General features: G+C 72.3%; 24 protein-coding genes. 11 read left to right on the top strand and 13 right to left on the bottom strand.

Annotated elements, in window-relative coordinates:
- Positions 1 to 2: 2 nt before the first annotated feature.
- On the bottom strand, positions 3 to 176 hold the full coding sequence (locus tag EDM04_RS18570; protein WP_164471127.1) for a hypothetical protein: 174 nt from the start codon (positions 174 to 176) through the stop codon (positions 3 to 5).
- A gap of 58 nt (positions 177 to 234) precedes the next feature.
- Complete coding sequence (locus EDM04_RS12455) at positions 235 to 465, bottom strand: hypothetical protein (protein WP_123622565.1); 231 nt, start codon at positions 463 to 465, stop codon at positions 235 to 237.
- A 186-nt stretch (positions 466 to 651) separates the two neighbouring features.
- Here EDM04_RS12455 and EDM04_RS12450 point away from each other — a divergent pair, with 186 nt between their 5' ends.
- Together EDM04_RS12450 and EDM04_RS12445 are read left to right on the top strand one after the other, a co-directional pair.
- The gene (locus tag EDM04_RS12450; RefSeq protein ID WP_123622563.1) at positions 652 to 1,809 is read left to right on the top strand and encodes a BMP family protein; all 1,158 of its coding nucleotides are present in this window, start codon (positions 652 to 654) and stop codon (positions 1,807 to 1,809) included.
- A complete protein-coding gene (locus EDM04_RS12445) occupies positions 1,809 to 4,235 on the top strand; it encodes a methyl-accepting chemotaxis protein (protein WP_123622561.1) in 2,427 nt (808 codons plus the stop codon). Before EDM04_RS12450 ends, EDM04_RS12445 begins: the two co-directional genes overlap by 1 nt.
- Here EDM04_RS12445 and deoC read toward each other — a convergent pair.
- A complete protein-coding gene (deoC, locus tag EDM04_RS12440; RefSeq protein ID WP_123622559.1) occupies positions 4,232 to 4,879 on the bottom strand; it encodes a deoxyribose-phosphate aldolase in 648 nt (215 codons plus the stop codon). The two genes, EDM04_RS12445 and deoC, sit on opposite strands and share 4 nt — an antisense overlap.
- Positions 4,880 to 5,007: 128 nt before the next feature.
- Here deoC and gatD point away from each other — a divergent pair, with 128 nt between their 5' ends.
- The 3 genes from gatD to EDM04_RS12425 are packed head-to-tail and all read left to right on the top strand — an operon-like array spanning position 5,008 to position 7,585.
- Positions 5,008 to 6,318, top strand: coding sequence for a Glu-tRNA(Gln) amidotransferase subunit GatD (gatD, locus tag EDM04_RS12435; RefSeq protein WP_123622557.1), 1,311 nt, complete (start codon positions 5,008 to 5,010; stop codon positions 6,316 to 6,318).
- Positions 6,315 to 7,376, top strand: a complete 1,062-nt coding sequence (locus EDM04_RS12430) for an N-acetyltransferase (protein ID WP_123622555.1) — start codon at positions 6,315 to 6,317, stop codon at positions 7,374 to 7,376. Before gatD ends, EDM04_RS12430 begins: the two co-directional genes overlap by 4 nt.
- Complete coding sequence (locus EDM04_RS12425; RefSeq protein WP_123622553.1) at positions 7,373 to 7,585, top strand: hypothetical protein; 213 nt, start codon at positions 7,373 to 7,375, stop codon at positions 7,583 to 7,585. The genes EDM04_RS12430 and EDM04_RS12425 overlap by 4 nt, the downstream gene beginning before the upstream one ends.
- Before the next feature lie 22 nt (positions 7,586 to 7,607).
- Here EDM04_RS12425 and EDM04_RS12420 read toward each other — a convergent pair whose 3' ends face one another.
- A complete protein-coding gene (locus tag EDM04_RS12420) occupies positions 7,608 to 8,129 on the bottom strand; it encodes an HPP family protein (protein WP_123622551.1) in 522 nt (173 codons plus the stop codon).
- Between the two features lie 147 nt (positions 8,130 to 8,276).
- Here EDM04_RS12420 and EDM04_RS12415 point away from each other — a divergent pair, with 147 nt between their 5' ends.
- Complete coding sequence (locus tag EDM04_RS12415) at positions 8,277 to 9,275, top strand: A24 family peptidase (RefSeq protein WP_123622548.1); 999 nt, start codon at positions 8,277 to 8,279, stop codon at positions 9,273 to 9,275.
- A 582-nt stretch (positions 9,276 to 9,857) separates the two neighbouring features.
- On the opposite strand, the gene dnaG is transcribed toward EDM04_RS12415, so the two are convergent.
- Positions 9,858 to 11,429: a DNA primase DnaG gene (gene dnaG / locus EDM04_RS12410; protein WP_123622546.1), complete on the bottom strand. Its 1,572-nt coding sequence runs from the start codon at positions 11,427 to 11,429 to the stop codon at positions 9,858 to 9,860.
- A gap of 176 nt (positions 11,430 to 11,605) precedes the next feature.
- Between dnaG and EDM04_RS12405 the strand changes: the two genes are divergently transcribed.
- Entirely contained in the window at positions 11,606 to 11,872 is a 267-nt protein-coding gene (locus EDM04_RS12405; protein WP_123622544.1) for a DUF3311 domain-containing protein, read from the top strand.
- On the top strand, positions 11,869 to 13,353 hold the full coding sequence (locus tag EDM04_RS12400) for a sodium:solute symporter (protein ID WP_123622542.1): 1,485 nt from the start codon (positions 11,869 to 11,871) through the stop codon (positions 13,351 to 13,353). Before EDM04_RS12405 ends, EDM04_RS12400 begins: the two co-directional genes overlap by 4 nt.
- Positions 13,354 to 13,433: 80 nt before the next feature.
- Here EDM04_RS12400 and hemA read toward each other — a convergent pair whose 3' ends face one another.
- The 6 genes from hemA to EDM04_RS12370 all read right to left on the bottom strand — a co-directional run bounded on the left by hemA (position 13,434) and on the right by EDM04_RS12370 (position 18,368).
- Entirely contained in the window at positions 13,434 to 14,777 is a 1,344-nt protein-coding gene (gene hemA, locus EDM04_RS12395) for a glutamyl-tRNA reductase (protein WP_123622540.1), read from the bottom strand.
- A complete protein-coding gene (locus EDM04_RS12390; protein WP_123622538.1) occupies positions 14,774 to 15,466 on the bottom strand; it encodes a bifunctional precorrin-2 dehydrogenase/sirohydrochlorin ferrochelatase in 693 nt (230 codons plus the stop codon). Before EDM04_RS12390 ends, hemA begins: the two co-directional genes overlap by 4 nt.
- A 31-nt stretch (positions 15,467 to 15,497) precedes the next feature.
- A complete protein-coding gene (locus EDM04_RS12385; RefSeq protein WP_123622536.1) occupies positions 15,498 to 16,583 on the bottom strand; it encodes an Lrp/AsnC family transcriptional regulator in 1,086 nt (361 codons plus the stop codon).
- Positions 16,584 to 16,670: 87 nt separating this feature from the next.
- Positions 16,671 to 17,138 carry a hypothetical protein gene (locus EDM04_RS12380; protein WP_123622534.1) on the bottom strand — a complete coding sequence of 156 codons (468 nt, stop codon included), beginning with the start codon at positions 17,136 to 17,138 and terminating at the stop codon, positions 16,671 to 16,673.
- A 13-nt stretch (positions 17,139 to 17,151) separates the two neighbouring features.
- The gene (locus EDM04_RS12375) at positions 17,152 to 17,550 is read right to left on the bottom strand and encodes a 30S ribosomal protein S6e (RefSeq protein ID WP_123622532.1); all 399 of its coding nucleotides are present in this window, start codon (positions 17,548 to 17,550) and stop codon (positions 17,152 to 17,154) included.
- A 104-nt stretch (positions 17,551 to 17,654) separates the two neighbouring features.
- The gene (locus EDM04_RS12370) at positions 17,655 to 18,368 is read right to left on the bottom strand and encodes a lipoate--protein ligase family protein (protein ID WP_123622530.1); all 714 of its coding nucleotides are present in this window, start codon (positions 18,366 to 18,368) and stop codon (positions 17,655 to 17,657) included.
- Positions 18,369 to 18,496: 128 nt separating this feature from the next.
- Here EDM04_RS12370 and EDM04_RS12365 point away from each other — a divergent pair, with 128 nt between their 5' ends.
- The 3 genes from EDM04_RS12365 (at position 18,497) to EDM04_RS12355 (ending at position 21,857) form a co-directional block, all read left to right on the top strand.
- Positions 18,497 to 20,179, top strand: coding sequence for a histidine kinase N-terminal 7TM domain-containing protein (locus EDM04_RS12365; RefSeq protein WP_123622528.1), 1,683 nt, complete (start codon positions 18,497 to 18,499; stop codon positions 20,177 to 20,179).
- Positions 20,180 to 20,264: 85 nt separating this feature from the next.
- Positions 20,265 to 21,152 (top strand): hypothetical protein, encoded by an 888-nt coding sequence (locus EDM04_RS12360; protein WP_123622526.1) that lies wholly within the window; start codon positions 20,265 to 20,267, stop codon positions 21,150 to 21,152.
- Positions 21,153 to 21,395: 243 nt separating this feature from the next.
- Complete coding sequence (locus tag EDM04_RS12355; RefSeq protein WP_123622524.1) at positions 21,396 to 21,857, top strand: PaaI family thioesterase; 462 nt, start codon at positions 21,396 to 21,398, stop codon at positions 21,855 to 21,857.
- On the opposite strand, the gene EDM04_RS12350 is transcribed toward EDM04_RS12355, so the two are convergent.
- Both EDM04_RS12350 and glp read right to left on the bottom strand, forming a co-directional pair.
- The gene (locus EDM04_RS12350; protein WP_123622522.1) at positions 21,827 to 23,821 is read right to left on the bottom strand and encodes a molybdopterin biosynthesis protein; all 1,995 of its coding nucleotides are present in this window, start codon (positions 23,819 to 23,821) and stop codon (positions 21,827 to 21,829) included. The genes EDM04_RS12355 and EDM04_RS12350 overlap by 31 nt on opposite strands.
- Positions 23,818 to 25,062 (bottom strand): gephyrin-like molybdotransferase Glp, encoded by a 1,245-nt coding sequence (gene glp / locus EDM04_RS12345; protein WP_123622520.1) that lies wholly within the window; start codon positions 25,060 to 25,062, stop codon positions 23,818 to 23,820. The genes EDM04_RS12350 and glp overlap by 4 nt, the downstream gene beginning before the upstream one ends.
- Between the last annotated feature and the right edge of the window lie 28 nt (positions 25,063 to 25,090).

The raw sequence follows: 25,090 nt of genomic DNA, 5'->3' as shown, positions 1-25,090 counted from the left end.
GACTACTCCCGCTCTTCTCCCCCCTCGTCGACGGCGTCGGCCAGCTCGTCGATGTGCGTTCGGAGCACCGAAACCGTCGCGTCGGCGTCAGCGTACCCCTGATCGTAGCTGTCCAGCGAGGACTCGGTCTCGTCGAGGAACCGCTCGACCGCGTCCTCGATCGTCTCGTCGCTCATGGCCGCCGGTTCGACCGCCGTCGGGTTATACCCCTCGGCGTCGTCACCGCCCGCCTCGTCAACGCCGCCGCAGGGCGTAGGCCGCGTAGCCGACGGCGGCGAGGAGGCCGGCCGACAGCAGGCTCCCGAACGCCGCCGGCGAGGCGCTGACGAACTCGCCGAACGGGTCGGTCAGCGCGAGCACGCCCACGATGAGCGCGAGGGAGACGAGGATTCCCACCGCGCCGAACGCCTTGAAGGCCGCGTCGAGGTCCAGTCCGCGCGATCCGGGTCCGGTCGAATGACTCATACCCGACGAAACGCGCTCCGCGTATAAATGAATAGACGGCGTTCCCGCGGCGAGAGAACGCGGCGGGGGCGCCGAACCCGCCCCGTGTCGTGACAGAACCACTCACGGAGACGCGTTCGAACGCCGTTATCAACGTTGATAATATCTTCGTAGCCGTTTTATTCCCGATCCGTCGAGCGCAGACAGATGACGCACACGCGATCGACGACGGCCCTCTCTCGGCGTCGCCTTGTCGCCGGGCTCGGCGCCGCTACGGCCGGCGGACTCGCCGGGTGTCTGGGCGGTGATTCGGGCGAAAACTCGACGTCGACCGGGGACGGGGCGTCCGCGGCGACGACGGGGGACGGACAGGCGGTCGGCGACGCGAGCGACGCCGGCGCGACGGTGGGCATGATCTACGCGCTCGGCGGGCTCGACGACCGCTCGTTCAACGACGCGGCCAACAGGGGGATCCAGCGCGCGCGCCTCGACCACGACGTGGCGTTCGCGAACGAGGAGCCCGCCTCTGCTCCGGAGTTCGAGACCACGCAGGCCGCGCTGTCGGCGTCGACGGAGCCCGACTACGACCTGATCTGCTGTATCGGCTTCCTGCAGGCGGAGGCGCTCTCGGCGGTCGCGGGCGAACACCCGGACCAGCGGTACGCGATCGTCGATTCCGCGGTCGACAGCGACAACGTGGCGAGCTACGTGTTCCGCGAGCACGAGGGGTCGTTTCAGGCGGGCCACCTCGCCGGGCTGGTGACGGACCGAGACGTGTCGGTCGGTGCGGGCTCGACCGTTCCGGACGAGCGCACCGTCGGCTACGTCGGCGGGGTCGAGTCCGACCTCGTGCGCAAGTTCGAGGCGGGGTACCGCGCCGGCGTCGACCACGCGGCCGCCGACGTGTCGGTCCTCTCGACCTACGTCGACAGCTTCGACGACCCCGAGGCCGGGTACGCCGCGGCCGCGGAGATGTACGAACGGGGCGCCGACGTGGTGTACCACGCGGCCGGCGGGAGCGGCCTCGGCGTGTTTCAGGCCGCCCAGGAGCACGGTCGGTACGCGATCGGCGTCGACTCCGACCAGTCGCGGAGCAACCCGCGGTACGCGGACGTGATACTCGCGTCGATGGTGAAGCGGGTCGGCACCGCGGTGTACGACGCCACCGCGCGGACGATCGACGGCGAGCTCGACACGGGGTCGACGACGGCCCTCGGGCTCGCCGAGGACGGCGTCGCGCTCGTGTACGGCACGTCGCTCGGACCGGCGATCCCGGACGGAGTGCGCGCCGCGATCGCCGAGTCCGGCGACCGCATCGTCGCCGGCGATCTCTCGGTCCCCTCGGACCCGGAGGCGTTGGACTGATGGCGCCCGACCTCGTCGACCGACTGACGCGGGCCGCGAGCCGGGTCCTCCCGGACGCGGTCCGGCGCCGGTACGCCGCCAAGTTCGCGCTCGCGTTCCTCGTCGTCGCGGCGGTCGTCGTCGCCGGCGGCGCGTTCACCTACCTCCAGACGGGAGAGACCGTGGAGGCGGACGCGACGACCCAGCTCGCAGAGACCGGCGGGCTGCAGGCGGACGCCATCGGCTCGTGGACCGAGCGGATGGGCACGGAGACGCGGTCGATGTCGGCGGCCGACGCCCTGCGATCGGACCGGCGCGCGCCGGCGTACATACTGCTGAAAGACGAGCTGCTCTCCGACGACATCGTCAGCATCCACCTCGTCGACGCGGGCGACGACCGGGTCGTCGCCAGCACGGAACAGCCGTTGGAGGGCCGGTCCCCGAGCGATCTCGACGCGCCGTGGAGCGACGCCGACGTGCCCGAAGGGGTCGGCGACGACGACCGCGTCTGGCGGTCGGCCCGCTCGTACCGGTCGCCCGTGCTCAACGACCGACCGGTGATGGCGTTCGCCAGCTCCGTGCCGCGGGCCGACGGGCGGTACCTCGTCGTGGTGACCCGCATCCAGCCGCAGCTCGAACGGATCCAGGACACCGACACGGGCGAGGAGACGACGATCCTCAACGCCGACGGCGAGACGGTCCTCGACATCGACGGGACGGTCGACGAGGACGAACACGCCGAGGGCGTCGAGACGATCCGAGAGGGGAACGCCACGACCGCGACGCGGATCGGCGACGGACAGGTCCACGCGTACGCCGCCGTGCCCGGAACGGACTGGGTGTCGGTCACGAGCGTCGACCAGTCGACGGCCTTCGCCGTCCGGAACGACGTGGGGAACTCGGTGCTGCTCCTCGTCCTCCTCACGCTCGCGTCGCTCGGCGTGGTCGGCGTCGTGCTCGGCGGCCGGACGGTCGTCCCCCTCGCGCGGCTGCGCGACCGCGCCGAGCGGATCGAGTCGGGCGATCTCGACGCGGACCTGTCGACCGGCCGGATCGACGAGATCGGCCGCCTGTTCACGAGCTTCGGCGAGATGCGGGACGCGCTCCGCGAGCGGATCGCCGAGGCCGAGGCCGCGGTCGACGACGCCGAGGCCGCCCGCGAGGAGGCCGAGGCCGTCACCCGCGACATGGAGACGCGCGCGGCCGACTACAGCGAGGTGATGGGCGCGGTCGCCGACGGCGATCTCACCCGGCGGATGGACCCCGACGCGGACCGCGACGCGATGCGGGAGATCGCCGAGGAGTTCAACGACATGGTGGCCCAGTTGGAGCGGACCACCGCGCGGGTCGCCGCCTTCGCCGCCGCGGTCGACGACGCGAGCGCCGACCTCGCGGCCGGCGCCGACGAGGTCGAGACCGCGAGCGGGACCGTCAGCGAGCAGATCCAGGAGATTTCCGACGGTGCAGTCCGGCAGGACGAGCGGCTCGACACGGTGAGCGGCGAGATGAGCGACCTGTCCGCCAGCATCGAAGAAGTCGCGTCGTCGGCCGCGTCCGTCGCGGAGACCGCCGAGGCCGCCTCGGAGCGCGGGACGGAGGGCCGCGAGGCCGCCGCGGAGGCGCTCGACGAGATGGACGCGATCGAGGAGCGCTCCGCGGCTGCGGTCGAGCAGATGGAAGCGCTCGACGACCGCATGGACGAGATCGACGAGGTGGTCGAGTTCATCACCGACGTGGCCGAGCAGACGAACATCCTCGCGCTGAACGCCTCCATCGAGGCCGCCCGCGCGGGCGAGGCCGGCGAGGGCTTCGCCGTCGTCGCGAACGAGGTCAAAGATCTCGCGGAGGAGACGCAGGAGGCCGCCGCCGAGATCGAGTCGCAGATCGCGGCCGTCCGCGAGGAGACGGACGAGACCGTCGGCGACATCCGCGAGACGAACGCGCGGATCGACGAAGGGGCCGACACCGTCCGCGAGGCGTCGTCGTCGCTCGAGGCCGTCGTGGACGCGGTCGAGGAGACGAATCACGGCGTCCAAGAGATAAGCGAGGCGGCCGAAGATCAGGCGCAGTCGACCCAGCGCGCGGTCGAGGGCGTCGAGGACGTCGCCGAGGTGAGCGGGGAGGTCGCGGCCGGCTCCGAACAGGTGTCCGCCGCCGCCGAGGAGCAGACGGCGACCGTCGCCACCATCGCGGAGAACGCCGACCGGCTCCGGGAACAGGCGGCCTCGCTCTCCGAATCGGTCTCGGCCTTCGAGGTCGACGTCGACCCGGACGATATCGAGGGCGAAGGGGGTACCGAGAGCGGAGGGGACGTCGAAGGAGAAGCGCGCTCCGGGAGCGGCGGGGACGCCGAAACCCGAACGAGCGCCGACGGCGACGGTCCGACGCGCGGAGACGGGCTCGCGGCCGACGGTGACGGTCGAGATCCGTCGTCCGGCGAACGCTAGTCCGCGCTCTCGGGGTGGCCCTCGACGAGGGCGACGCCGGAGGAGGCGCCGATCCGGACCGCGCCCGCGTCGAGCATGTCCATCGCTTCCTCGTAGGAGCCGACGCCGCCGGACGCCTTCACGGGGAGGTACTCGCTCATCAGATCCACGTCGGGGACGGTGGCGCCGCCGTCGGCGAACCCCGTGGAGGTCTTCACCATGTCGGCGTCGGCGGCGACGGCGGCCTCGCAGGCGCGACGCTTCTCGTCGCCGGTCAGGAGCGCGGTCTCGATGATCACCTTCACCGGGACCGGCACCGCGGCGACCACGTCCGAGACCTCGGCGGCGACGGCGTCGTCCTCGCCCGCCTTGAGCCGGCCGACGTTGATCACGAGGTCGATCTCGTCGGCGCCGTCGTCCCACGCGGCGACCGCCTCGTCGCGCTTCGCCCCGGGCGCGTGCTGGCCGTGCGGGAAGCCGACCACGGTCGCGATCGTCTCCGGTGCGTTCCCGTAGTCGGCGGCCTCGGGGAGGTAGCAGGGCGGGATGCAGGCGTTCATCCCGTGATCGGCGGCCTCGTCGAGCACGGTCTCGACGTCTCCCCACGTCGTCTCCGGGCCGAGCACGGTGTGGTCGATGCTGGCGGCGAACTCGTCGCGGTCCATGCGCTCACGGTCGGGGCCGACGGTGAAAGACGTACTGGGTCCGGGGCGGCGACGTTCCGCCCGTCAGCGATTCCGGCCCCGACCGCCGAACGGTTGGATTCAAGTCCGCCGGAGGGGAACCCGGTGGTATGCAACCGGGAGATCGCGTCCGCGTCGACCGCGGGGACGTCACGAACGAGGGCGTACTGCTCCCCTCGACGACTCGCGACCACCTCGTCGTCAAGCTCGACGGGGGGTACAACGTCGGCGTCGACCGCGACGAGGCCGACGTGGAAGTGCTCGAATCCGGCGCCCGCGACGTCGACGAGGGCGCCGACGCGGGCGGCGGCGAGGCCTCCGAGATCACCTTCGACGACGACCTGCCGACGATCGCGCTCATCTCCACCGGCGGGACGATCGCCTCCACCGTCGACTACCGGACCGGCGCGGTCACCGCACAGTTCGACGCCGAGGACGTGCTCCGGGCCGTCCCCGACCTGGCCGGCCGCGCGAACTACCGCGGGCGCGTCGTCGCCAACATCCTCTCGGAGAACATGGAGCCGCCGATCTGGCGGGAGCTCGCCGAGGCCGTCCGCGAGGAGGTCGAGGCCGGCGCCGACGGCGTCGTCGTGATGCACGGCACCGACACGATGCAGTACTCCGCGTCCGCGCTCTCCTTCATGCTCGACTCCCCGGTCCCGGTCGTGTTCACCGGGAGCCAGCGCTCCGCGGACCGGCCCTCCTCCGACAACGTGATGAACGCGGTGTGCGCGGTCGAGGCCGCGAAGGCCGACCACGCCGAGACGCTCGTCTGCATGCACGCGACCCAGTCCGACGACGCCTGCGCGCTCCACCGGGGCACCCGCGTCCGGAAGAATCACACCTCTCGCCGCGACGCCTTCGAGACGGTCGGCGCCGAGCCGCTCGGCCGCATCGACTACGAGGCCGCGGCCGAGGCGGGCGCCGACGGCGGCGCCGCGGACGACGCCATCGAGTGGGCCCGCGAGCCGATCGCGCGGGGGGACGGCGAGGGTGAGGACGGCGACGACGCCGACCTCTCGGCCGCGACCGACCTCGCTCCCGACGTGGAGCTGGTGAAGTTCACGCCCGGCATGGACCCGGCCGCGTGGGACTACCTCGACGACAAGGACGGCGTCGTGATCGAGGGGACCGGGCTCGGCCACGTCCACACCGACCTCATCCCGCGGATCGAGGAGCTGGTCGAGGGCGGGACCGTCGTCGCGATGACGAGCCAGTGTCTCGCGGGCCGCGTCTGCGACCGGGTGTACGACACCGGCCGCGACCTCCTCGACGCCGGCGTCGTCGAGGCGGGCGACACCCTCCCCGGCACCGCGAAGGTGAAGCTGATGTGGGCGCTCGCGAACCGCTCGGACCCCGCCGAGGCGATGGGCCGAGACCTCGCCGGCGAGCTGACCGAGGAGTCGCAGCCCTGGCGATGACGAGCTCCGAGAGAACCTCGGACCCCGGCTCCGACTCGGCTCCCACTCCCGTCGTCCGCGAGGCCCGCCCCGCCGACGCCGACGCGGTCGCCGCGTTCGCGCGGGACACGTGGGGCGAGCGCCACGAGGACTACATCCCGCGCGTGTTCCCCGAGTGGGCCGCGTCCGACGACCCCGACCGCGGCACCTTCGTCGCGACGCTGCCGCCGGACGCGGCCGATTTCGACGGCCTCGCCGATCGAGAAGACGGCGACACGCTCGTCGCGGGCGACGGTTCGGGCGCGGCCGCGGCGGGCGAACCGGAGGCGGTCGTCGGCTGCATCCAGGGCGTCCTGCTCTCCGAGTGGGAGGCGTGGGGACAGGGGATCCGCGTCGACCCCGCCGCCCGCGGGTTCGGCGTCGGGACCGCGCTCTCGGAGACCGTGCTCGACTGGGCCCGCGACCGCGGCGCGCGGGTGTGTCGCAACATGGTGTTCTCGTGGAACGTCATGGGGCTCGGGCAGTCGCGCGCGGTCGGCTTCGAGCCAGCAACGGAGTTCCGATTCGCGGAGCCGGAGCCGGCGGAAACGGACTCGGTCGCGGCCGACTTCGCCGCTCTCGCCGACCCCGACCCGAACGCCGCGTGGGCGTTCTGGAGCGACAGCGTCGCCCGCGACCACCTGCGCGGGCTCGCGCTCGACCCCGACGAGTCGTGGGCCTGCTCGTCGCTCACCCGCGAGCGCCTGCGAGCTGCGGCCGACGAGGACCGACTGATCGCGGTCGTCGGCGCGGACGCCTTCGCCGGGTTCGCGGTCCGGACGCGCGTGACGGAGCGCGAGACGGACGGCGAGACGACCCGGACCGCGACCTACGGCGTCGCCGCGTGGCGCGACGTCGAGGCGGCCGGCGCGCTGTACGACGCGATCGCGGCCGACGCCGCCGCGGTCGACGCCGACGACGCCCGTGTACTGATCCCGGAGACGGTCGAGCACGTGAGCGACACGGGCGCGAACCGGGTTCCGGTCGCGGCCGAACCGGACTTCGTGATGGCCGCGGACCTCACGGACGGGGGACAATGAGTCTCTTCGGCGTCGCCCTCCCGTGGTCGCTCCCGCTCACGCTCGTGATCTACGGCGTCGTCGTCGCCGCCGCGGCGTGGATCTACCGCGACGCGAGGGCGCGCGGGAGCCCCTACGCGGTCCTCTGGGCGCTCTCGACGCTCGTGTTCACGATCGTTCCGGTGCTCGCGTACCTGTACCTCCACCGCGACGCGGGACCGGCGCGGTGACTCGGGCGACTGAACGAGGCGGTCAGCGATCCTCGGCCCGGTAGAGCGGGTGCGCGTCGCCGACGATCCGCTTGAAGACCAGAATCACGCCCGCGTGGAACCCCACGAGCACGGTCACGCTCGCGACGATGATCGCCACCTCCGGCGGGGTCGAGAGGAGCCCGAGCGAGACGATGAGCGTCGTCGCGCAGGCGGGCGCGTGGACCGCGTCGGTCGCGATCATCGCCCAGCTCGTCGCCACGAGGGAGACCGTCGCGCTCGCCGCGAGCCGGAATCCCTCGGGCGAGAACGCGGGCGGGGTCGCGGTGAGGCTGGCGCCGGCCGCGATCAGCGACCACGCCGCCAGCCCGGCGACGCCGCCGATGAGGTGGCTTCCGACGACCCGAACGGCCCGCTCGCGCTCGCTCCGCCGGTCGAACGCGATCAGGAACGCCGACGGCCCGAGGCTCGGGAAGACGAACGGCTGGCCGGTCCCCCACGCGATCGCGCCGAGGACGGTGAAGAGGAGCCCGGCGTACAGACTGGTTCCGACGCGGCGTCGCATCGGTCGCCGGTCGGTAGTGGTCCCACAAAGCGCCGGCGGTTCGCCTCTCCCTTCTTTCCTCTTCTCACCGCCCGCGACCGCCGCCGCGCTATCGATCGCGATACGCGAACCCGAACGCCTAATTACGCCCGCGCCGCCCGTGGTGACATGTTCGCGACGCTGCCGGACGCCCTCCGCCTGTTCGTCGTCCCCGTGTTCGCGTGGGCGGCCCTGCGGGACGTTCGGACCCGACGCCTCCCGAACCGGCTGTGGCCGCCGCTGTACGCGTTCGGCGCGCTGCTGTTGGTCTGGGAGACCGCCCGCCTCTGGCCCCTCGCGGGGTTCGAGGGACGGCTGTTCCTCGTTCAGGCCGCGATCAGTCTGCTGTTCGTCGCCCCGCTGGGCTACGCGTTCTGGTACCTCGGCGCGTTCGGCGGGGCCGACGCGAAGGCGCTGATCGCGATCGCGGTCCTCTTTCCGACGTTCCCGGAGTACGCCGTCGCCGGAGCGAAACTCCCGCTCGTCGACACCCAGATCGGCGTGTTCTCGCTGACGGTGCTCACGAACACGGTCCTGCTCGCGCTCGCGTACCCGGTCGGTCTCGCCGGGATCAACCTCCTCCGCGGGGAGCGCTCGGCGACGATGTTCCTCGCGCGGCCGGTGGCGACCGACTCGCTGCCGGACCGCCACGGACGCCTGTTCGAGAACGACGCGGGGACGACCCGGAACGGCCTCGATCTGGACGCGCTCCGGATGTACCTGCGCTGGCGCGGGCTGCCGCTCGCGGACCTGCGCGCGGACGCCGACCGCCTCCGCGACCCCGCCAGCGTCGGCGAGACGCACGACCCGACCGACGGCGGGACGCACGTCGGACCGCGGACGGACGGAGGGGTCGCGACGGGAGCCGATGGCGAGGGAGACGCCGACGGCGCCGGCAGCCCCGCCGACCCGTGGGCCGCCGAGCGCTTCCTCGACGAGATCGACCACGGCGCGTACGGCACCGACGCCGAGACGCTCCGGGGCGGGCTGGCGGTCGTCGCCCGAAAGGACCGCGTGCTGGTGTCGCCGGGGATGCCGTTCGTCGTTCCGATGGCGGTCGGGCTGATCGTCTCACTGACGTACGGGGACGCGCTGTTCGCGGCGCTCGGCGCGATCGGGTTGGTATAAGCGACTTTGGAGAACCTCGCCGCGAGCAACACGCGCCGGTTCGGTTCCGATCGGTACGGACACAGCAGCGAGCGATTACGGGAGTGAGTATTGCAGATCGGTGGCGGCGAAACAGTATTTAAACGAGCTACGAGCGACAGCGACGATTGCTTATAAAGAACAACGCGGTGGCGCGTGCCTCCGAGCGGCCGACAGGCCGCGAGGAGCACGCGCGAGGGAGTCGCTGGCGGCTATCGCCGCCAGCGACGAGGCTGGGGAGGCGTGAGGCTGCGGTGCTGAGCGGTCGGGTGGGATTCAAAGGGGCAGCCGCTGCGGGCGCCGCAGGCGATGTAAGCACCGCAACGAGGGAGCGGCAGCGACCGAGTGAGGCGCGCAGCGAGCGTGCGGCGCCCGCAGCGGCTGGGGCTTTGGAAGTGTTCACCGCAGCGCCGTCGACGACTTATAAACAGCCGACAGCGACACCACTCGATCACTTATAAACAGCCACTCCAGAAACGTGCGAGACGTACTCCCGTAATTGCTCAAGAACTCGCGTCCACCGAACTGATGGTTCGTCCCGCCCGAGACGCCGTGCGCCCGTCCTCAGCTCCCGGCGCGGAGGTCGCCGACCGTGAGCACCCGCGTCCCCACGGGTCGTTTCACGAACTCGCCGACCTCGCGGCCGAGCAGCTCGCTGACCCCGCGTTGGGCGGCGACGTCGAGCAGGCGCTGGTCGATCAGCCCGTCGACGACGACCGTGTGCGGGGCCGTCTCGGCGGTCTCGACCGCGTCGAAGGCGTCGACCGCGTCGACCTCCGCGAGGACGCCGCGGTCGTCGCCGAGCAGCCGGGCGCGGTCGCTGCCGGCGTCGACGACCTCCTGCACGTGCTCCTCGATCGACCGCGGCTCGTCGTCGAGGGGCGCGTCGTCGTCCGCTCCGCCCTCCGCCGTGCTCTCTGCTCCGCTCTCGGTGACCGCCTCGTCGTCGGGATCCGTATCCGTGATCTCCGCGTCGTCGGGACCGGATTCGGCGTCGTCGCCCTCGGCGGTCTCGCCGTCGGTCTCACCGTCGCCGGCCGAGCCGTCGCCGTCCTCCTCGCGCCCCTCGTCGGTCTCGTTCTCCTCCCCGTCGATCGCCGCGGGCGCCGGCGCGTCCTCGACCGCCTCCACGAGCCCGCCCCCCGCCGCGCCCCGAGCGCCGCCGGCGACGACACCGGCGTCGCGATCGTCGCCGCCGTCCTCGCTCGCGGTCGCGTTTTCGCCTCCCTCGTCGTCCGAGGACCCGGACGCCCCGCCCGGGAGGTCGGTGCCGTCGCCTTCGAGGGGGGAGTCCCTCGAGTCGTCCGCGGCCGCCTCCCGAAGGTTCGGCTCGTCGGCGAGGCTGCTGTACGGCACCTTTCCGCGGAGCGCCTCGAAGACGGCGTTGCGGTCGAGGTCCTCGACCGACTCGCCGGGCGGCGCGAACGCGACGTAGTCCACGTCGCCCACCTGCGCGAGCTCCCGCAGGATGAGCTCGCCGCCGCGGTCGCCGTCGAGAAACGCCGTGACGGTGCGGTCGGCGGTGAGGTCGGCGACCGCGTCGGGGACGTTCGTCCCCTCGACGGCGACCGCGTTCTTAATTCCACACTCCAGCAGCGTCAGCACGTCCGCGCGCCCCTCGACGACGATGACGGCGTCGGAGTCGCCGACGCGGGGGCCGGCGGGGAGCCCCTCGTAGTCGACGATCCCCTCGACGCGGGCGGCCTCGCGGACCTCTTCGAGGATGTCGTCGCTCCTGAGGCTCGTCTCCTCGAAGCCGCCGGCGACGAGTTCCTTGGCGCGCTCGACGACCTCGCGGCGCTTCGCCGCTCGCACGTCCTCGATGCTCGTCACCTCCACCGAGGCGTGGCAGGGGCCGATGCGGTCGATCGTCTCCAGCGCGGCGGCGAGGATCGCGGTCTCGACCTTGTCGAGGCTCGACGCGACCGTGACCTCGCCGAACGACTGGCCGTTCTCGGACTCGACGGCGACGTCGATCCGCCCGACCCGCGAGGACTCCTGGAGGTCCCGCAGGTCCAGCTCGTCGCCGAGGAGCCCCTCCGTCTGGCCGAACACCGCGCCGACGACGTCGCTCCGCTCGACGACGCCGTCGGCCGCGATGGTGGCGTGGATGAGGTATTTTTCGGTGTCTTTCATGATGGGTGAATGGTGATGATCGGGCGGAGCCGGCCGCCCGTGCGTCGTTGTGCGCGTCGGCGAAAATAGTTATCGCACGCGCCTGCGTCGTCGTCGTTTGAAGAATAATTCTCTTCGATACTTAATATCGAACTAGTCCAATAGTATTTATCCGTCGGATTCCAACGTCGTTCCACATGAGTCGATCGCGGAGAGATCTCGTGTGGATACCGACGTTCGCGGTCCTCGTCGCCTTCGCGGTGCCGTGGCCGCTGTGGGGAGTCGATCGGGTCGTCGCCGGGCTGCCGGTGTGGATCTGGTGGCACGTGGCGTGGCTCGGGCTGTGCGCCCTCCTGTTCTCGCTGTTCGTCCGGAGCGGCGCGTGGGAGCGCGGGATGGGTCGCCGGCCGGAGTCGGAAGCGGACTCGGGCCGGAGGTCGGTGCTCGGGGGTGACCGGCCGTGACGCTCGGCCTGTCGCTCGGCGTCGTCGTCGGCTACCTCCTGTTCGCGCTCGCGGTCGGGCTCGTCGCCTACCGCGTCTCCGAGGCGACCGCCGAGGACTACTACCTCGCGAACCGGTCGATCGGGACGGTCGTGCTGCTGTTCACCACGTTCGCCACCCTGCTCTCGGCGTTCACCTTCTTCGGCGGCCCGAACCTCGCGTTCGCCGCCGGCCCGGAGTGGCTGGTCGTGATGGGGACGCTCGACGGGGTGCTGTTCGCGGTGCTGTGGTACGCGATCGGCTACAAGCAGTGGCTGATCGGCGACCGGCACGGGTACGTCACGCTCGGGGAGATGCTCGGCGACCGGTTCGGCTCCACCGGGCTCCGCGCGCTCGTCGCCGGGGTGAGCCTCCTCTGGCTGTTCCCGTACGTCATGCTCCAGCAGATGGGCGCGGGCGAGGCGCTCGTGGGGCTCACCGGCGGCGCCGTCCCCTACTGGGGCGGCGCGGCGCTGGTCACCGCCTTCATGATCTGCTACGTCGTCCTCGCCGGGATGCGCGGCGTCGCGTGGACCGACACCGTGCAGGGACTCTTCATGCTCTCTGTCGTCTGGATCGCCGCGGTCTGGGTGGTCTCGGCGGTCGGCGGCGTCGGCGCGGCAACCGGCGCCATGCTCGACGCCCGGCCCGACTTCGGGAGCTTCGGCGGCGGCCTCTACTCGCCCGGCTTCATCGTCTCGACCGCGATCACCATCGCGTTCGGCGTGACGATGTTCCCGCAGATCAACCAGCGATTCTTCGTCGCGAGGTCGGGTGAGACGCTGAAGCGGTCGTTCGTGCTGTGGCCGGTCCTCGTCCTCCTCCTCTTCCTCCCCGCGTTCATGCTCGGCGCGTGGGCGGTCGGGATGCCGATCGAGGTGCCCGAGGGCGCCAACGTGCTCTCCGTCGTGTTGAACGAGTACACCCCCGCTTGGTTCGCGGCGCTCGTGATCGCCGGCGCGATGGCCGCGATGATGTCCTCCTCGGACTCGATGCTGCTCTCCGGGTCGTCGTACTTCACCCGCGACGTGTACCGGCCCGTGATCAACGCCGACGCCTCCGAGCGCCGCGAGGCGTGGATCGCCCGGATCGGCGTCGCCGCCTTCGCGCTGGCCGCGTTCGTCGCGAGCCTCTTCCGTCCCGGAACGCTGATCGAGGTCGGCGACACCGCCTTCTCCGGGTTCGCGCTGCTGGCGCTCCCCGTGATCTGTGCGCTCTACTGGGACCGGACGACGCGGACCGGCATGATCGCCGGCGTGCTCGTCCCGCAGGTCGCGTACCTCGCCGTGGTGCTGTCAGCGGTCGTCGCCGCCGTGCCGACGCTGCCCCGCACCGTCGCCGGCGGCTGGGACGTGGCGCTCGGACTGATGGTCCTCTCCGCGGTCCTCACGGTCGTCGTCTCGCTCGTCACCGCGCCGACCGCCGAGGGCGACGCCTCGCGGTTCGCGGTCGCCGGGGACTGAGGCGAGTCGTCGTCGCTCACGGGTCGGTTACGTCCGCAAAACCGCGTCGCGGTCGGAGAACCGCAGCCGGAGAATCGTGCTCAATCGTCGAGCTCCTCGGCGACCGAGTCGGGCGGGACCTCCACGCCACTGGGGGCCGCGTCGCGTCCGGAGTCGCTCGTGCCTGGCCCCTCCGGGAGCATGTCGAACTCGGGGTCGAACAGCCGGAGCGCGGTGCGGATCGTCTCCCAGTCGTCCTCCCCCGCGGCGTCTCGAAGCGACCGGGTCGGAGCGGCGAGCAGCTGCCCGACCAGCGCGTCCGCCAGGTCCTCGACGGTCTCGCGCTGCTCGTCGGTCAGGTCCCCCTGCGCTTCGAGCTTCGAAACGGCGCGGTCGACCTCACGGGCCTTCACGCGGTCGGCGCCCGCGTACATCGCGGAGATGGCGTCGTCGGCGCGCTTGCGCTTGTACGCCTCCAAGACCCGGTCGAGCTCCTCGTCGATGATGGCCTCGACCTCCCGCGCCTCCTCCTCGCGGCTCTCGCGGGTCTTGCGGGTCACGTCCTCCAACGCGTCGATGTCGTACAGCGCGATACCCTCTCGGTCGTCGAGCGCGGGGTCCACGTCCCGGGGCTGCGCGATGTCGATGCAGACGAGCCGGTCGGCGCCCGCCACGTGTTTCGACCGGATCACCGGGTCCGGGCTGCCGGTCGCCGCGATCACGAGGTCGGCGTCCGGGACCACGGTCGAGAGGTCGGCGAGCGGTACGGCCTCCGCGGGCGTGTCGACCTCCTCGGCGACGAACGCCGCGTTCGGCACCGTCCGGTTCGCCACGACGATCTCCGAGACCGCGGTGTCGTCGAGCGTCCGAGCCGCGAGCGTCCCCATCTCGCCGGCGCCGACCACGACCGCGGAGCCGTCGGTGAGGTCGATCTCACCTGCGGCCAGTCGCACCGCGGCCGAGCCCAGCGAGACGACGCCCTCGTTGATCGACGTCTCGGTCCGCGCCCGCTCGCCGACGTGGAGCGCCTTCGTCACTCCGTCTTTCAGCACCGGGCCGATGCCGCCCGCGGACTTCGACTCCTCGTACGCCTCGCGGAGCTGGCCGATGATCTGATCCTCGCCGAGCACGAGCGACTCGAGCCCGGAGGCGACCCGCATCAGGTGTTCCAAGCTCTCCTCGTGGTCGAGCCGGCGGACCGCGCCGCCGCGGACTTCGGGGGCGAACGACTCCAGCGCGACCGAGCCGTCGACGGTCCGGTCGGTGACGACGTACGCCTCCGAGCGGTTGCAGGTCTGGAGCGCGAACGCCTCCTCGACCCCGTCGCGCGCGAGCAGGTCCGAGACGGTGGCGCGGACGCCGTCGCCGCCCGCGGCCTCGATCTCGTCGACCGTCGCGCGGGAGTGGGCGACGCTCACGCCCGAGATTGCGCCCGTCTCCTTCATCTGGTGAGTACCTCCTCGATCACGGAATCCGCCTCTTTCCGACCGTAGGAATCCCCCTTTTGTAAAGCCTTCCAAACCCCCTCGGATCGCACGACGCGGCGGATCGCTTCCCGGCGCCTCTCGGGGGCGATACCCCGGTCTTTGAGCTCCGCGCGGAGCGTCCCCGACAGCTCCGCCATCGCGCCGGCGCCGTCGATCTCCGCCTCGATCCGCTCGCGGAGCGCCTTCGCGAGCGCCGGGCTCGCGCCCCCCGTCGAGAGCGCCACCCTGACCGGGTCGTCCTCGACCGTCGCCGGGACGACGACGCTCCGCGCCCCTCGACCGCCGGACCGGTCCGCGGCCGACACGTCGGTCCGATTGACGAGCGCGCCCGCGTCGAGCGCGGCCGCCTCGGCCGCCGCGTTGACCGCCGCGTCGTCGGTGGCGGCGACGACGAGCGCGGGATCGAGACGGTCGACCCAGTCGCTGACCGCGTCGGGGGCGGGCGCGGCGCGGACCAGTTCCACCGACCCCACGTCTCCCTCGGCGGCGTCCCCCTCGCCGAGATCGGCTAGCCGGTCGTCGAACGCGGGGCTCGCGACGACGACCCGCGCCTCGTCGGCGAACCGGGACGCCTTCCGCGACCCGACGGCGCCGCCGCCGAACACCAGCACCGTCTCGCCGGCGAAGTCGTGGTACAGCGGGATCATGCGTGCCCCCGTGAGACCGCGGTTCGGCGGGTCACGCCGTGTTGCTGTCGGCGCGGTCGGCGATGCGGATCCCCGTCTTCTTCAGGATTCGGGTCGAGAACAGAGTGTCCCAGTCGTCCGCGCCGACCTCCCAGTACTCGTCCATCAGCTCTCTCACCTCCGCGATCCGGCGCTCGCTCTCGGCCTCCGTCCGCCCGTGGGTCATCGCGAAGAAGTTGTACTCCCAGACGCCCGCGTGTCGGGGGCGCTGGTAGCAGTGGGTGACGAACCCCAACGACGCGACCGCCGGGCCGACCTCGTCGAGGGCCTCCTCGGGCACGTCCCAGACGGTCATCCCGTTCTCGGTGTACCCGAGCGCGTAGTGGTTCGGGATGACGCCGACGCGACGCACCTTCCCCTCCGCGTCGAACCGCTTTACCGTCTCGATCACCCACTCGGTGTCGGCGCCGATCGCGGCCGCCACGTCGGCGTACGGCGTCTCCGTGATCGGGAGCCCGCCCTGGATCTCGACGACGAGGTCGCGCTCCGCGGGCGTGAGCGTCGACCGGTCGCTCGGCGAGACGGCGGGGCCGAGATCCGACAGGTCCACGTCGCCGTCGGGGACCGGCCCGTCGACGAGGAACTTCGCGCCGACGTGGAACTCCCGAACTTTCGGGAGGTTGTACGTCTCCTGGCCGGTCGCGGCCTCAATCTCCGCGAGCACCTCGTCGACCCGATCGCTCCCGTCCTTGTCCGGGTCCGGGTGGTCCGCGACGCTCACCACGAACCACATGTTGAGGTGCGGGTGCTCGCGCTCGTAGTTGTGCGCCACCGCGGTGAACTCGTTGACCGTCTCCGCGAAATCGTCGTACCGGTCCTCCGGCGCGTGCATCGCGACGAGCGACGCCGCCCCGCCGATCTCCTCGGCGTTGACGAGCGCGCCGAACCGGGATAAGATTCCCTCCTCGTCGAGCTCGCGCACGCGCTCGCACAGCTCCGGGCCGGTCACGTCGACCCCGCGCTCGCGGAGCGCGTCCGCGGCCGGCTCGAAGGGACGCTCGGTCACCGGGAACCCGCCCTGGAAGGCGTTGATAATCCCGCGGTCGAGCGCCGTCAGATCCGCGTCGACCTCTTGCATGTATCGAGGTCGGGCGCGCGCGAGAATAAGCGATCCGGCCTGTCCGTCTCCGTGGGAACGGCCGGCGTCTGGCCGACCCGCCCCGCCTCACCCGTCGAGGTCGCGGGCGATGTCCGACAGCGACGACGGAGGACCGCGCGTCGCGTCGTACACCGTTCGTTCTCCCGGAATCCGGAGCCCGTACTGCTCGCCAGGAACGACGACGTCGAGGACGACGACGTCGCCCGGCTCGCGGCCGTTGGCGTCGAGCCACTCGGCGAGGCGGTTCGCCCCCTCGCCGGGCTCGCGCGCGAGCCGTCGGTTGTCGAACGCGCCCCGGACGAGCCGGCCTTCGCCGTCGCTCCGAACCGGGGCGTAGTACTCCTCGCGGTCGACGGCGACGCGGACGATGTCGCCCGCGGCGAGCGACAGCGACTCGCGGCTCCCGGACTCGACGCGCCCGTCGAGTTCGTCGTCGTTCGGAATCCGGACGCATGGGCGGCGAGTGCCGCCGCTCCGGGCGAGCGAGACGCGGATCGCGGCGACGCCCTCGTCGTCGGAGGGGACGCGAGGCATCGAAAGGGGGCGCTTACTCCTCGTCGGCGTCGCCGTCGTCCTCGCCGAGCGCGGCGGCGACATCGTCGCCGTCGACGACCGAGACGTTGATCTGGGCCACGTCGTCGTCGATCTCGCGGCCGCGGACGGTGATGCGCTTGCGCTCGCCCTCGCGGGACGGCTTGAAGCCGACGCCGCCCTCGAGGAGGAGCTCCTTCAGGCGGGTGCCCGAGACGTCCTCGCGCATCGGGCGACCGGTCTCGTCCGAGCCGCCGGTGATCTCGACCGTGTGCTCGGAGAGCCCGAGGGCGTCGCCGCCGATCTCGTCGCCGATCTCGCGACCGAGGAACCGGTTCGCGTCCTGTCCGTCGACCTCTCGCTGGAACGTCTCGCCGGAGTCGGGGTCGGCGATGACGACTTTGAATTCGGCCATGGGCGAACCGAGACCCCCGCGAATAAAAAGCACGTCGAAAGCGCGATCCGTCCCGATCGCCCCGCGAGCCGTCGGTGGACCGTGTCGCAGACGGCGCTCGCGGCTCAGTCGTCGCGGTCGACCCGATCGATCCGCGGTTCGCCGTCGCTCCACGGACCGTCGATGAACGCCTTCTCAAGCGCCAGAGCGACGGGTTTCGGTCGATTCGGGCCGTCAGCCTCCGCGACGCTCCCGACCGCCTCCGGGTCGAACGGGACGCCGAGCGCGCCGTACACCGCCGCCGTACCGTCGGCGATGTCGCGCGCGTCGGCTCTCGTGACGACCAGACAGCCGGCCACGAGCGCGGCGTCGCCCCGGACCCGCTGGGCGATCCCCGCGACTTTGCCGCCGCCCGCGACGCGGACCGAGTGGTCGCCGGGACAGAACGACTCCTCGGGCTCGCCGCGCGTCACGTCGGCGCCGAGGCTCCGCAACGCGTCGACGACCGCCCCCGTCGCGCGCTCGTACCGGGCCGCGATCGACCCGGAACCCGAGCCGTCGCCGAGCGGGATCGCGTGGGCGAACGCGAGCGTGTCGCCCGGATACGCGACGGCGCGGCCTCCAACGTCGCGCTCGATCGGCTCGAACCCGCGCTCGGCGGCGATCCGCTTCGCTCGCTCGAAGCCCGGTTCGCGGGCGTCGCGACGGCCGAAGGCGACCTGTCGGGGCGGCGTCCACACGCGCAGTCCCGGCGTCCCGTCGCTCGCGCCCGCGAGCAGCGCCGCCGTGTGCCCCCGGTCCGCGCTGGGGCGAGAGTCGCGACCCCTGAGCACGCGCATACCCGGCGAGAGGGGTCGGTCGAACAAGCCGCTTGCGACGCGCGGCAGACGCGCGTCGTCCGCGTTCGGGGCCGTCGCGAGCGCGTGACACAAACGTTTTGCCGACCCTCTGACTGTGTCAGGTAACGATGACCGATCTCGGCGCGCTACCGGTGCAGGCGTACCTCGCGGCCTGCCTGCTCGCCGGGGCCATCGGGATCGGGCTCGGATACGTCGCGTGGACCGACCGGGAGGAGCCCGGCGGCACCGAGGTCGCGCTCTACCTGCTCTGTGGCGGCGGCGTCTCGCTTCTGTACGCGGTCAGGGTCGCCAGCTCGAGCGAATTGGCGATGATCGTCGCGCTCAACCTCTCGACTCCGCTGGTCGCCGCGGTTCCCGGGATCTGGATGGCGTTCGTGTTGGCGTTCTCGGGTCACGACCGGTGGCGAACGGAGAACCGGACCGTCGCGCTCGCGGCCCCGGCGTTCGTCTGGGTACTGACCGCTTGGTCGAGCGGGACGCACGGGATCTCGCGCCGCTCGCTGGCGGCCGTCGTCGACGGGCCGTTCGCGCTGCTCTCGTTCGACCTCGGGGTCGCGGACGCCGCGTTCGTGCTGTACGCCTACGGGCTGTGTATCGCCGGCGTCCTCGTCGTCGTCGACCTGTACCGCCGGACGGGGAACCGCTACCGGCTCCAAACGTTCGTCATACTGCTCGGAACGCTGTTCCCGTTTCTGGGCGGAATCGTCACGATCGTCGACGTGGGGAGTTACGCGAACCTCGCGTGGTACCCGACGGGGATCGTGGTCCACGGCGCCTTCCTGTACGGGACCGTCTTCTGGCTCGGGACGCTCGACGCCGCGGTCGTCGCCCGCGACACCGCCGTCGAGGTGATGCAGGACCCCGTGATCGTCGCCGGCTCCGACGGCCGGATTCGGGACCTCAACCCGGCGGCGGAAGAGCTCCTTCCCCCGGACGCGGTCGAATCGTCGCTGTCGGACGTGTTCCCGCGCTTGGAGATCGGCGTGCAGCACCCGATATCGATCGGGGGACGGCAGTTCGACATCCAGGAGGACCCGATCACCGACCCTCGCGGGACCGACCGCGGGCACGTGTTCCTGCTCCGCGACGTGACCGAACGCGAGCGCCGACAGACCGAACTGGAGCGCCGCGAGGCCGAGTTAGAGCGACAGAACGAGCGGCTGGAGGACTTCGCCGGCGTCGTCTCACACGACCTCCGGAACCCGCTGGCGGCCGCGACCGCGGCGGTGGAGCTCGCCCGCACCGACGCCGGCGACCAGCGCGACGACGCGCTCGACCGCGCCGCCAACGCCCACGAGCGGATGGACGACCTGATCGAGGGATTGCTGTCGCTGGCGACCGCCGGGAAGTCGGTCGACGAGTTCGACCGCGTCTCGCTCGACGGGACCGTCAGGCGGGTCTGGTCGCGGCTCGAGACCGCGGACGCGACCCTGTCGGTCGACGGTCCGGACGTGCCCGTCTCGGCCGACGGCGACCGGCTCGAACAGCTTCTCTCGAACCTGTTCCGCAACGCGATCGAACACGCCGGCGACGACGTGGCGGTGCGGGTCGAGTTCGAGCGCCGAGAGGACGGCATCGCGCTCGCGGTCGCAGACGACGGCCCCGGCGTGCCGCCGGATCAGCGCTCGGAGGTGACCGAGCGCGGCGTCTCCCTCGGCGGCGGGACCGGGCTCGGGCTCGCCATCGTCGGCGACATCGCCGAGGCGCACGGCTGGGAGCTCTCCGTCGAGGAGTCGGCGTCCGGCGGCGCGCGCTTCGTTATCACGGGGATCGAGCCCGCGGACGGCTGATCGGGGGGTGGCGGTCGTCCCAGAGGCGGGCGGCGATGGCCGGCTCCGACGCCCACTTGCCCGTCGAGCCCGTCGTGACGGTTCGATGGCCGTCACGCTCCCGGCGTCCGTGTTCGACCGCTTCCGGAAGTTCTCGCGGTTCAACTCCCCGTACCCCGCGCACCACGAGGGGTGCGCGATCGACCTCTACCCGGACGGCGAGACGGGGATCTCGCCGGTCGCCGGCGTCGTCCGCCAGACGCGGACCGTCGGCTGTCCGGACCGCCCGTACGCCGCCGACGAGGACCACCTGATCGTCGTCGAGCTCGACGACGACTGGTGTCGGCGTGCGGGCGCGGAACCGGGGACGCTCGCGCGGATCCTCCACGTGGTCCCGGAGGTGTCGCCGGGCGACCGCGTCGCCGTCGGCGACTCGCTCGGCCCGCTGACGCGGTCCGGCTTCTTCGGGCGGTGGGTCGACGACCACGTCCACCTCGGGTTCAGACCCCCGGGCGCGAACGCGCTCCGGGCGAGCGGGTCGCTCCCGGTCGACGTCGACGTACCGGTCGAACCGATGCGATGGGGCGGGACCGGTACGGTCGCCGAGCGCGGTCCGACGCACGTCGTCCTCGACGCGCCGACTCATCCGGCACCCGGTCGGCGGTTCGCGGCGCTCGCGAGCGACGACGGAGTTCCCCTCGACGGCGGGCTGGCACACTACGCGGGCGGCGGCGCGTTCGACGCGCTCGCGGACGGGACGGCGCTGTCGCTGTGGGGGACCCGCGTCGGCGTCGCCCGGGGTCGAGGCGTCGCGTGGGAGCCGGTCGACGTGCTCGCGAACGGCGAGCGCGTGGTGGGGCTGTCGCTGTTCGCGGCCAGAGACGGCGGATTCGGGGCGAAGATCGTCTGTCCGGACGGGCGGTTCGAACTCGGGGAGAGCGTGTCGCTCGCGCTCGTCCCGAGCGACGACCCGATCCGGCTCGGTGTCGGGTGAGTTCGGGGGACCGGCGGGTGGCGAGAGGGGTGGCGAACAGCCGGTGCGAACGCTCCGCCGCGGCGGTGCACCGGACTCCGGCCTCGGCCGCCGCGGGGCGACGCGTCAGGGCACGGGGCGGATGGCGCGGATTCGTTGATAAGGGCCGGGCTGGCGGGTTGCGTTCCGTCGCGACGGCCCCAACCTCAGTGTCGTTGTTGCGAGTTCCGAGGGCTACAAGCGGGGGGACGCCGACGGTGGGGTATGGACCGGAGCGAGGTCGAGGCGATGGAGCCGCTGCCGGCGGAAGCGGTCGAGCTCGTCGAGCGGCGGATCGAGGAGGAGCACGGCTACCTCTCGTGGCTGAACACGTCGGTCGACGTCGTCGAGCGCGGCCGGGTCGTCCTCTCGATTCCGTTCGACGACAAGTTGACGAACAGCGACGGCGGCACCATCCACGGGGGCGTGGCCGCGACGCTCGTCGACACCGCGGGCGGGATCGTCCAGCGCACCGCCTTCGAGGACCCGCTCTCGGGCGGGGTCGCGACGGTGAACCTCAACGCGAACTACCTCCGGCCGGCGACCGGCGACCTCCGGGCGGAGGCGACGGTGGTCAGGTCCGGCGGCTCGATCGGCGTCAGCGACATGACGGTCACCAGTTCGACGAACGGCGACGCCGCCGAGGTCGTCGTCGGTCAGGGATCGTTCCGGCTGTTCCGCGAGTAGCCCGCCAGATCGTCGAGGAGGTCGTCGTCTGCGGTATCGACGAGGTCTTCTAGCGCACCCGCGAGTTCCGCGACCGCGTCGCGCTCGACGCGGTCGGGCGCGGCGCGGACGGAAACGGGCTGCTCGCCCAGCGAGACGAACCCGCAGCCGAGCCGCTCCGCCGTCTCGCGGAGCCCGAGCCCGGCGTCGGCGTCGCCCGCGATCACCTTTCTGACCGGGCTCTCGAACGCCCGGACCGTCAGCCCGTAGCCGTCTATCCGGTCGGTGAGGTTGCGGCGCGACGCGTCGCGGTCGGCCGCGAGACCGTCGAGCGCGTCGTCGAGGCTCCGGCGGAGCCCCGAGTCGGTCGACCGGTTGACGAACCGCAGGTCGCCGTCGACGAGGTCGGCGAGCCCCGTCACGCCGTCCGGGTTGCCCTCGGGGACGACCAGCCCCCACTCGCGGCGCCAGCCGCCGAGGTCGACGGCGTCGACCTCGCGGTCGCCCGGGCCCGCGACGACCGCCGCGTCGGGCACGCCGTCGCGCAGCCGACGGAGTCCCTCGCGGGAGCCGACCGGCAGGTATCTGGGACTTTCGAGGCGGTCGAGCAGGCGGTTGAGCGCCGGGTCGTCCTCGCCGACGCCGAGCAGGGTCGGCGGGCGCACGTCGGGCGAGAACAGCTGCACCGAGACGCGCTCGCCCCGGTCGAGGTATTCCGTGTCCGGATCGACTGCGACGACGCCGTCGGCCTCGACCAGGCTCGTCGTCGCGCCAGACCCCTTGTCGACCGGGTAGACGAGCGGGAGGTCGCCGTCGTTCAGGTCGAGCAGCCCGACCGGCATCAGCCGCATCCGGCCCTCGCCGTAGCGCTCGCCGACGGCCATCCGCCCTTCGACCGTCGCCGTCGCGGGCTCCGGCCGGCCGGCCGCCTCGCGGATCGCGGGCGCGACGAACGTCCGGAAGATCGTGAGCGCGGAGACGGGGTAGCCGGGGAGACCGACGTACGCGGACTCCCCGGGGCTCTCGCTCGTCCCCTCCTTCGCCCGCCGGTCGAGCCGTCCGATCAGCATCGGCTTACCGGGCTTGACCGCGACGCCGTGGAGGAGGAGCTCGCCGCGCTCCTCGATCACGCGGTAGATCACGTCGACCGCGCTCGCCGAGGTCGACCCGGACGACAGGGCGAGGTCGCACTCGTCGGCCGCGCGCCGGAGCAGCCGCTCCATCTCGTCGTAGTCGTCGCCTGCGTGCGGGTAGAGGACGGGCTCGCCGCCCGCCTCCTCGACGCCGGCCGCGATCGTCGTCGAGTTCACGTCGTAGATCTCGCCGCGCGAGGGGTCCAGGTCTTCGCCCGGGCGCACCAGCTCGTCGCCGGTCGAGACGATTCCCACGCGCGGTTTCCCCTCGACCGGCACCTCGTCGACGCCGAGCGCCGAGAGGAGGCCGATCTCTCGCGGAGTCAGCCGCGTTCCGGGTCCGAGCGCGCGGGCGCCCGCGGCGATGTCCGCGCCCGCGCTCATCACGTGGTCGCCCGGCGCGACGGCGGTCCGGACGGCGATCCGATCGGGCTCGTCCCTCTCGACGTCCGGATCGCCACCGGCCGCGTCCAGTTCGTCGGTCCGCTCGACCATCACCACGGCGTCGGCGCCGTCCGGCATCACGGCCCCGGTGGAGATCTCGGCGCAGGTCCCGGGCTCGACGGTCACGTCGGGAGCCGCGCCCGCGTGGACCGCGCCGACGAGATCGAGTTCGGCCGGCTCCGCCTCGTCGGCGCCGAAGGTGTCGCGGGCGCGGACAGCGTAGCCGTCCATCGAGGCGCGGTCGAACCCCGGCACGTCGATAGCGGCGTCGATACGCTCCGCGAGGACTCGGCCGCGGGCCTCTCTCAGGGGAACCGTCTCCGGCTCCGGCGAGAGGTCGAGCGAGCCGATCGCCTCGCGGGCGGCCTCCGGCGTCGCGAGGTCGCGGAACTCCTTGCGGTCGCTCATGGGCTCGCCTCCCACAGCTCCACGTCGACGACCTCGCCCGCGTCGAGCCCCTCCCGTGGCTCGGGGACGACGACCCAGCCGTCCGCGAGCGCGACGCTCGACAGGATCCCGGAGCCGCTGGCGCGGGTCGGGGTGGCGGCGGGGAGATCCGTTCCTCCGTCGTCAGTTTCGCTCTCCGAGAACGATACCCGCGCGAACGTCCGCGTGCCCGGCTCGCTCGGCACCTTCCGGGCGAGCCGCGCGCGTCGCGTCGGGAACGGGTCCGCGGTCGTCCCCCCCACCCGCTTCTGGAGCGGCCGGAGGAACTGCGCGGCGTTGACGATGCAGGCGACCGGGTAGCCGGGCAGCGAGACGATCGGCGTGTCGTCGGCGACGCCGAGACACACCGGATGCCCCGGCTTCAGGGCGACGCCGTGGACGAGCACCTCGCCGAGCGAGTCGACCACCTCCGGGAGCAGATCGCGCTCGCCCACCGAGGAGCCCCCGGTGGTGACGACGGCGTCGGCGTCCAGGTCGTTCTCGATCGCGGCCGCGAGCGCGTCCTCGTCGTCGGTGACCACGTCGCGGTAGCGGGCCTCCCCGCCCCACCGCTCGACCAGCCGAGAGACCGTCAGCCCGTTCGTCTCGATCACCTCGCCGGGGCCGGGATCGGACTGCACCAGCTCCTCGCCGGTCGGGATCACGGCGACGGTCGGGCGCTCGTAGACGGGGACCGCGTCGAGTCCGACCGACTTCAGGAGGCCGAGGTCGGAGGGCCGGAGGACGTGGCCGTCCTCGAAGAGCCGCTGACCCTCCGCCACGTCCTCGCCGGCCTCGCCGACGTTCTCGCCCTCGGCGACCGCGTCGAACGCCTCGATCTCGTCCCCGACCGCTTCGATCTGCTCGATCATCACGACCGCGTCGGCCGCGTCCGGGACTGCGCTCCCGGTGTGGACGCGCGCCGCCTCGCCCGGCGCGATCGCGTCGGCCTCGGCGTCGACCGCCCGCAGTACCGCCGGCGACCGATCGGACGCGCCGAAGGTGTCCTCGGCGCGGACCGCGTACCCGTCCATCGCGGCGCGGTCGTAGCTCGGGACCGGCGCCGGCGCGTCGATCGGCTCGGCGACGACCCTCCCGTCCGCGTCGGCGAGCGGCGCCGACTCGGTCCGGCCGTGGGGGTCGGCCGCGTCGAGCAGCGTCGCCAGCGCGTCAGCGACGCGGGTCCGCCGCTTGAAGCCGGCCTCGCGTCTGTCGTGGCTCATGGCCGGTCGTTTCGCGCCCGCGGGCAAA

The sequence above is a fragment of the Halorubrum sp. CSM-61 genome (assembly GCF_003781945.1).
GTDB lineage: Archaea > Halobacteriota > Halobacteria > Halobacteriales > Haloferacaceae > Halorubrum.
The sequence above is the reverse complement of the archived record's forward strand: the minus strand, read 5'-3'. Positions and strand labels throughout refer to the sequence as shown.

Coding starts and splice junctions, on each gene's coding strand:
- EDM04_RS18570 (WP_164471127.1), bottom strand. CDS start 176: ATGAGCGACGAGACGATCGAGGACGCGGTCGAGCGGTTCCTCGACGAG.
- EDM04_RS12455 (WP_123622565.1), bottom strand. CDS start 465: ATGAGTCATTCGACCGGACCCGGATCGCGCGGACTGGACCTCGACGCG.
- EDM04_RS12450 (WP_123622563.1), top strand. CDS start 652: ATGACGCACACGCGATCGACGACGGCCCTCTCTCGGCGTCGCCTTGTC.
- EDM04_RS12445 (WP_123622561.1), top strand. CDS start 1,809: ATGGCGCCCGACCTCGTCGACCGACTGACGCGGGCCGCGAGCCGGGTC.
- deoC (WP_123622559.1), bottom strand. CDS start 4,879: ATGGACCGCGACGAGTTCGCCGCCAGCATCGACCACACCGTGCTCGGC.
- gatD (WP_123622557.1), top strand. CDS start 5,008: ATGCAACCGGGAGATCGCGTCCGCGTCGACCGCGGGGACGTCACGAAC.
- EDM04_RS12430 (WP_123622555.1), top strand. CDS start 6,315: ATGACGAGCTCCGAGAGAACCTCGGACCCCGGCTCCGACTCGGCTCCC.
- EDM04_RS12425 (WP_123622553.1), top strand. CDS start 7,373: ATGAGTCTCTTCGGCGTCGCCCTCCCGTGGTCGCTCCCGCTCACGCTC.
- EDM04_RS12420 (WP_123622551.1), bottom strand. CDS start 8,129: ATGCGACGCCGCGTCGGAACCAGTCTGTACGCCGGGCTCCTCTTCACC.
- EDM04_RS12415 (WP_123622548.1), top strand. CDS start 8,277: ATGTTCGCGACGCTGCCGGACGCCCTCCGCCTGTTCGTCGTCCCCGTG.
- dnaG (WP_123622546.1), bottom strand. CDS start 11,429: ATGAAAGACACCGAAAAATACCTCATCCACGCCACCATCGCGGCCGAC.
- EDM04_RS12405 (WP_123622544.1), top strand. CDS start 11,606: ATGAGTCGATCGCGGAGAGATCTCGTGTGGATACCGACGTTCGCGGTC.
- hemA (WP_123622540.1), bottom strand. CDS start 14,777: ATGAAGGAGACGGGCGCAATCTCGGGCGTGAGCGTCGCCCACTCCCGC.
- EDM04_RS12390 (WP_123622538.1), bottom strand. CDS start 15,466: ATGATCCCGCTGTACCACGACTTCGCCGGCGAGACGGTGCTGGTGTTC.
- EDM04_RS12385 (WP_123622536.1), bottom strand. CDS start 16,583: ATGCAAGAGGTCGACGCGGATCTGACGGCGCTCGACCGCGGGATTATC.
- EDM04_RS12380 (WP_123622534.1), bottom strand. CDS start 17,138: ATGCCTCGCGTCCCCTCCGACGACGAGGGCGTCGCCGCGATCCGCGTC.
- EDM04_RS12375 (WP_123622532.1), bottom strand. CDS start 17,550: ATGGCCGAATTCAAAGTCGTCATCGCCGACCCCGACTCCGGCGAGACG.
- EDM04_RS12370 (WP_123622530.1), bottom strand. CDS start 18,368: ATGCGCGTGCTCAGGGGTCGCGACTCTCGCCCCAGCGCGGACCGGGGG.
- EDM04_RS12365 (WP_123622528.1), top strand. CDS start 18,497: ATGACCGATCTCGGCGCGCTACCGGTGCAGGCGTACCTCGCGGCCTGC.
- EDM04_RS12360 (WP_123622526.1), top strand. CDS start 20,265: ATGGCCGTCACGCTCCCGGCGTCCGTGTTCGACCGCTTCCGGAAGTTC.
- EDM04_RS12355 (WP_123622524.1), top strand. CDS start 21,396: ATGGACCGGAGCGAGGTCGAGGCGATGGAGCCGCTGCCGGCGGAAGCG.
- EDM04_RS12350 (WP_123622522.1), bottom strand. CDS start 23,821: ATGAGCGACCGCAAGGAGTTCCGCGACCTCGCGACGCCGGAGGCCGCC.
- glp (WP_123622520.1), bottom strand. CDS start 25,062: ATGAGCCACGACAGACGCGAGGCCGGCTTCAAGCGGCGGACCCGCGTC.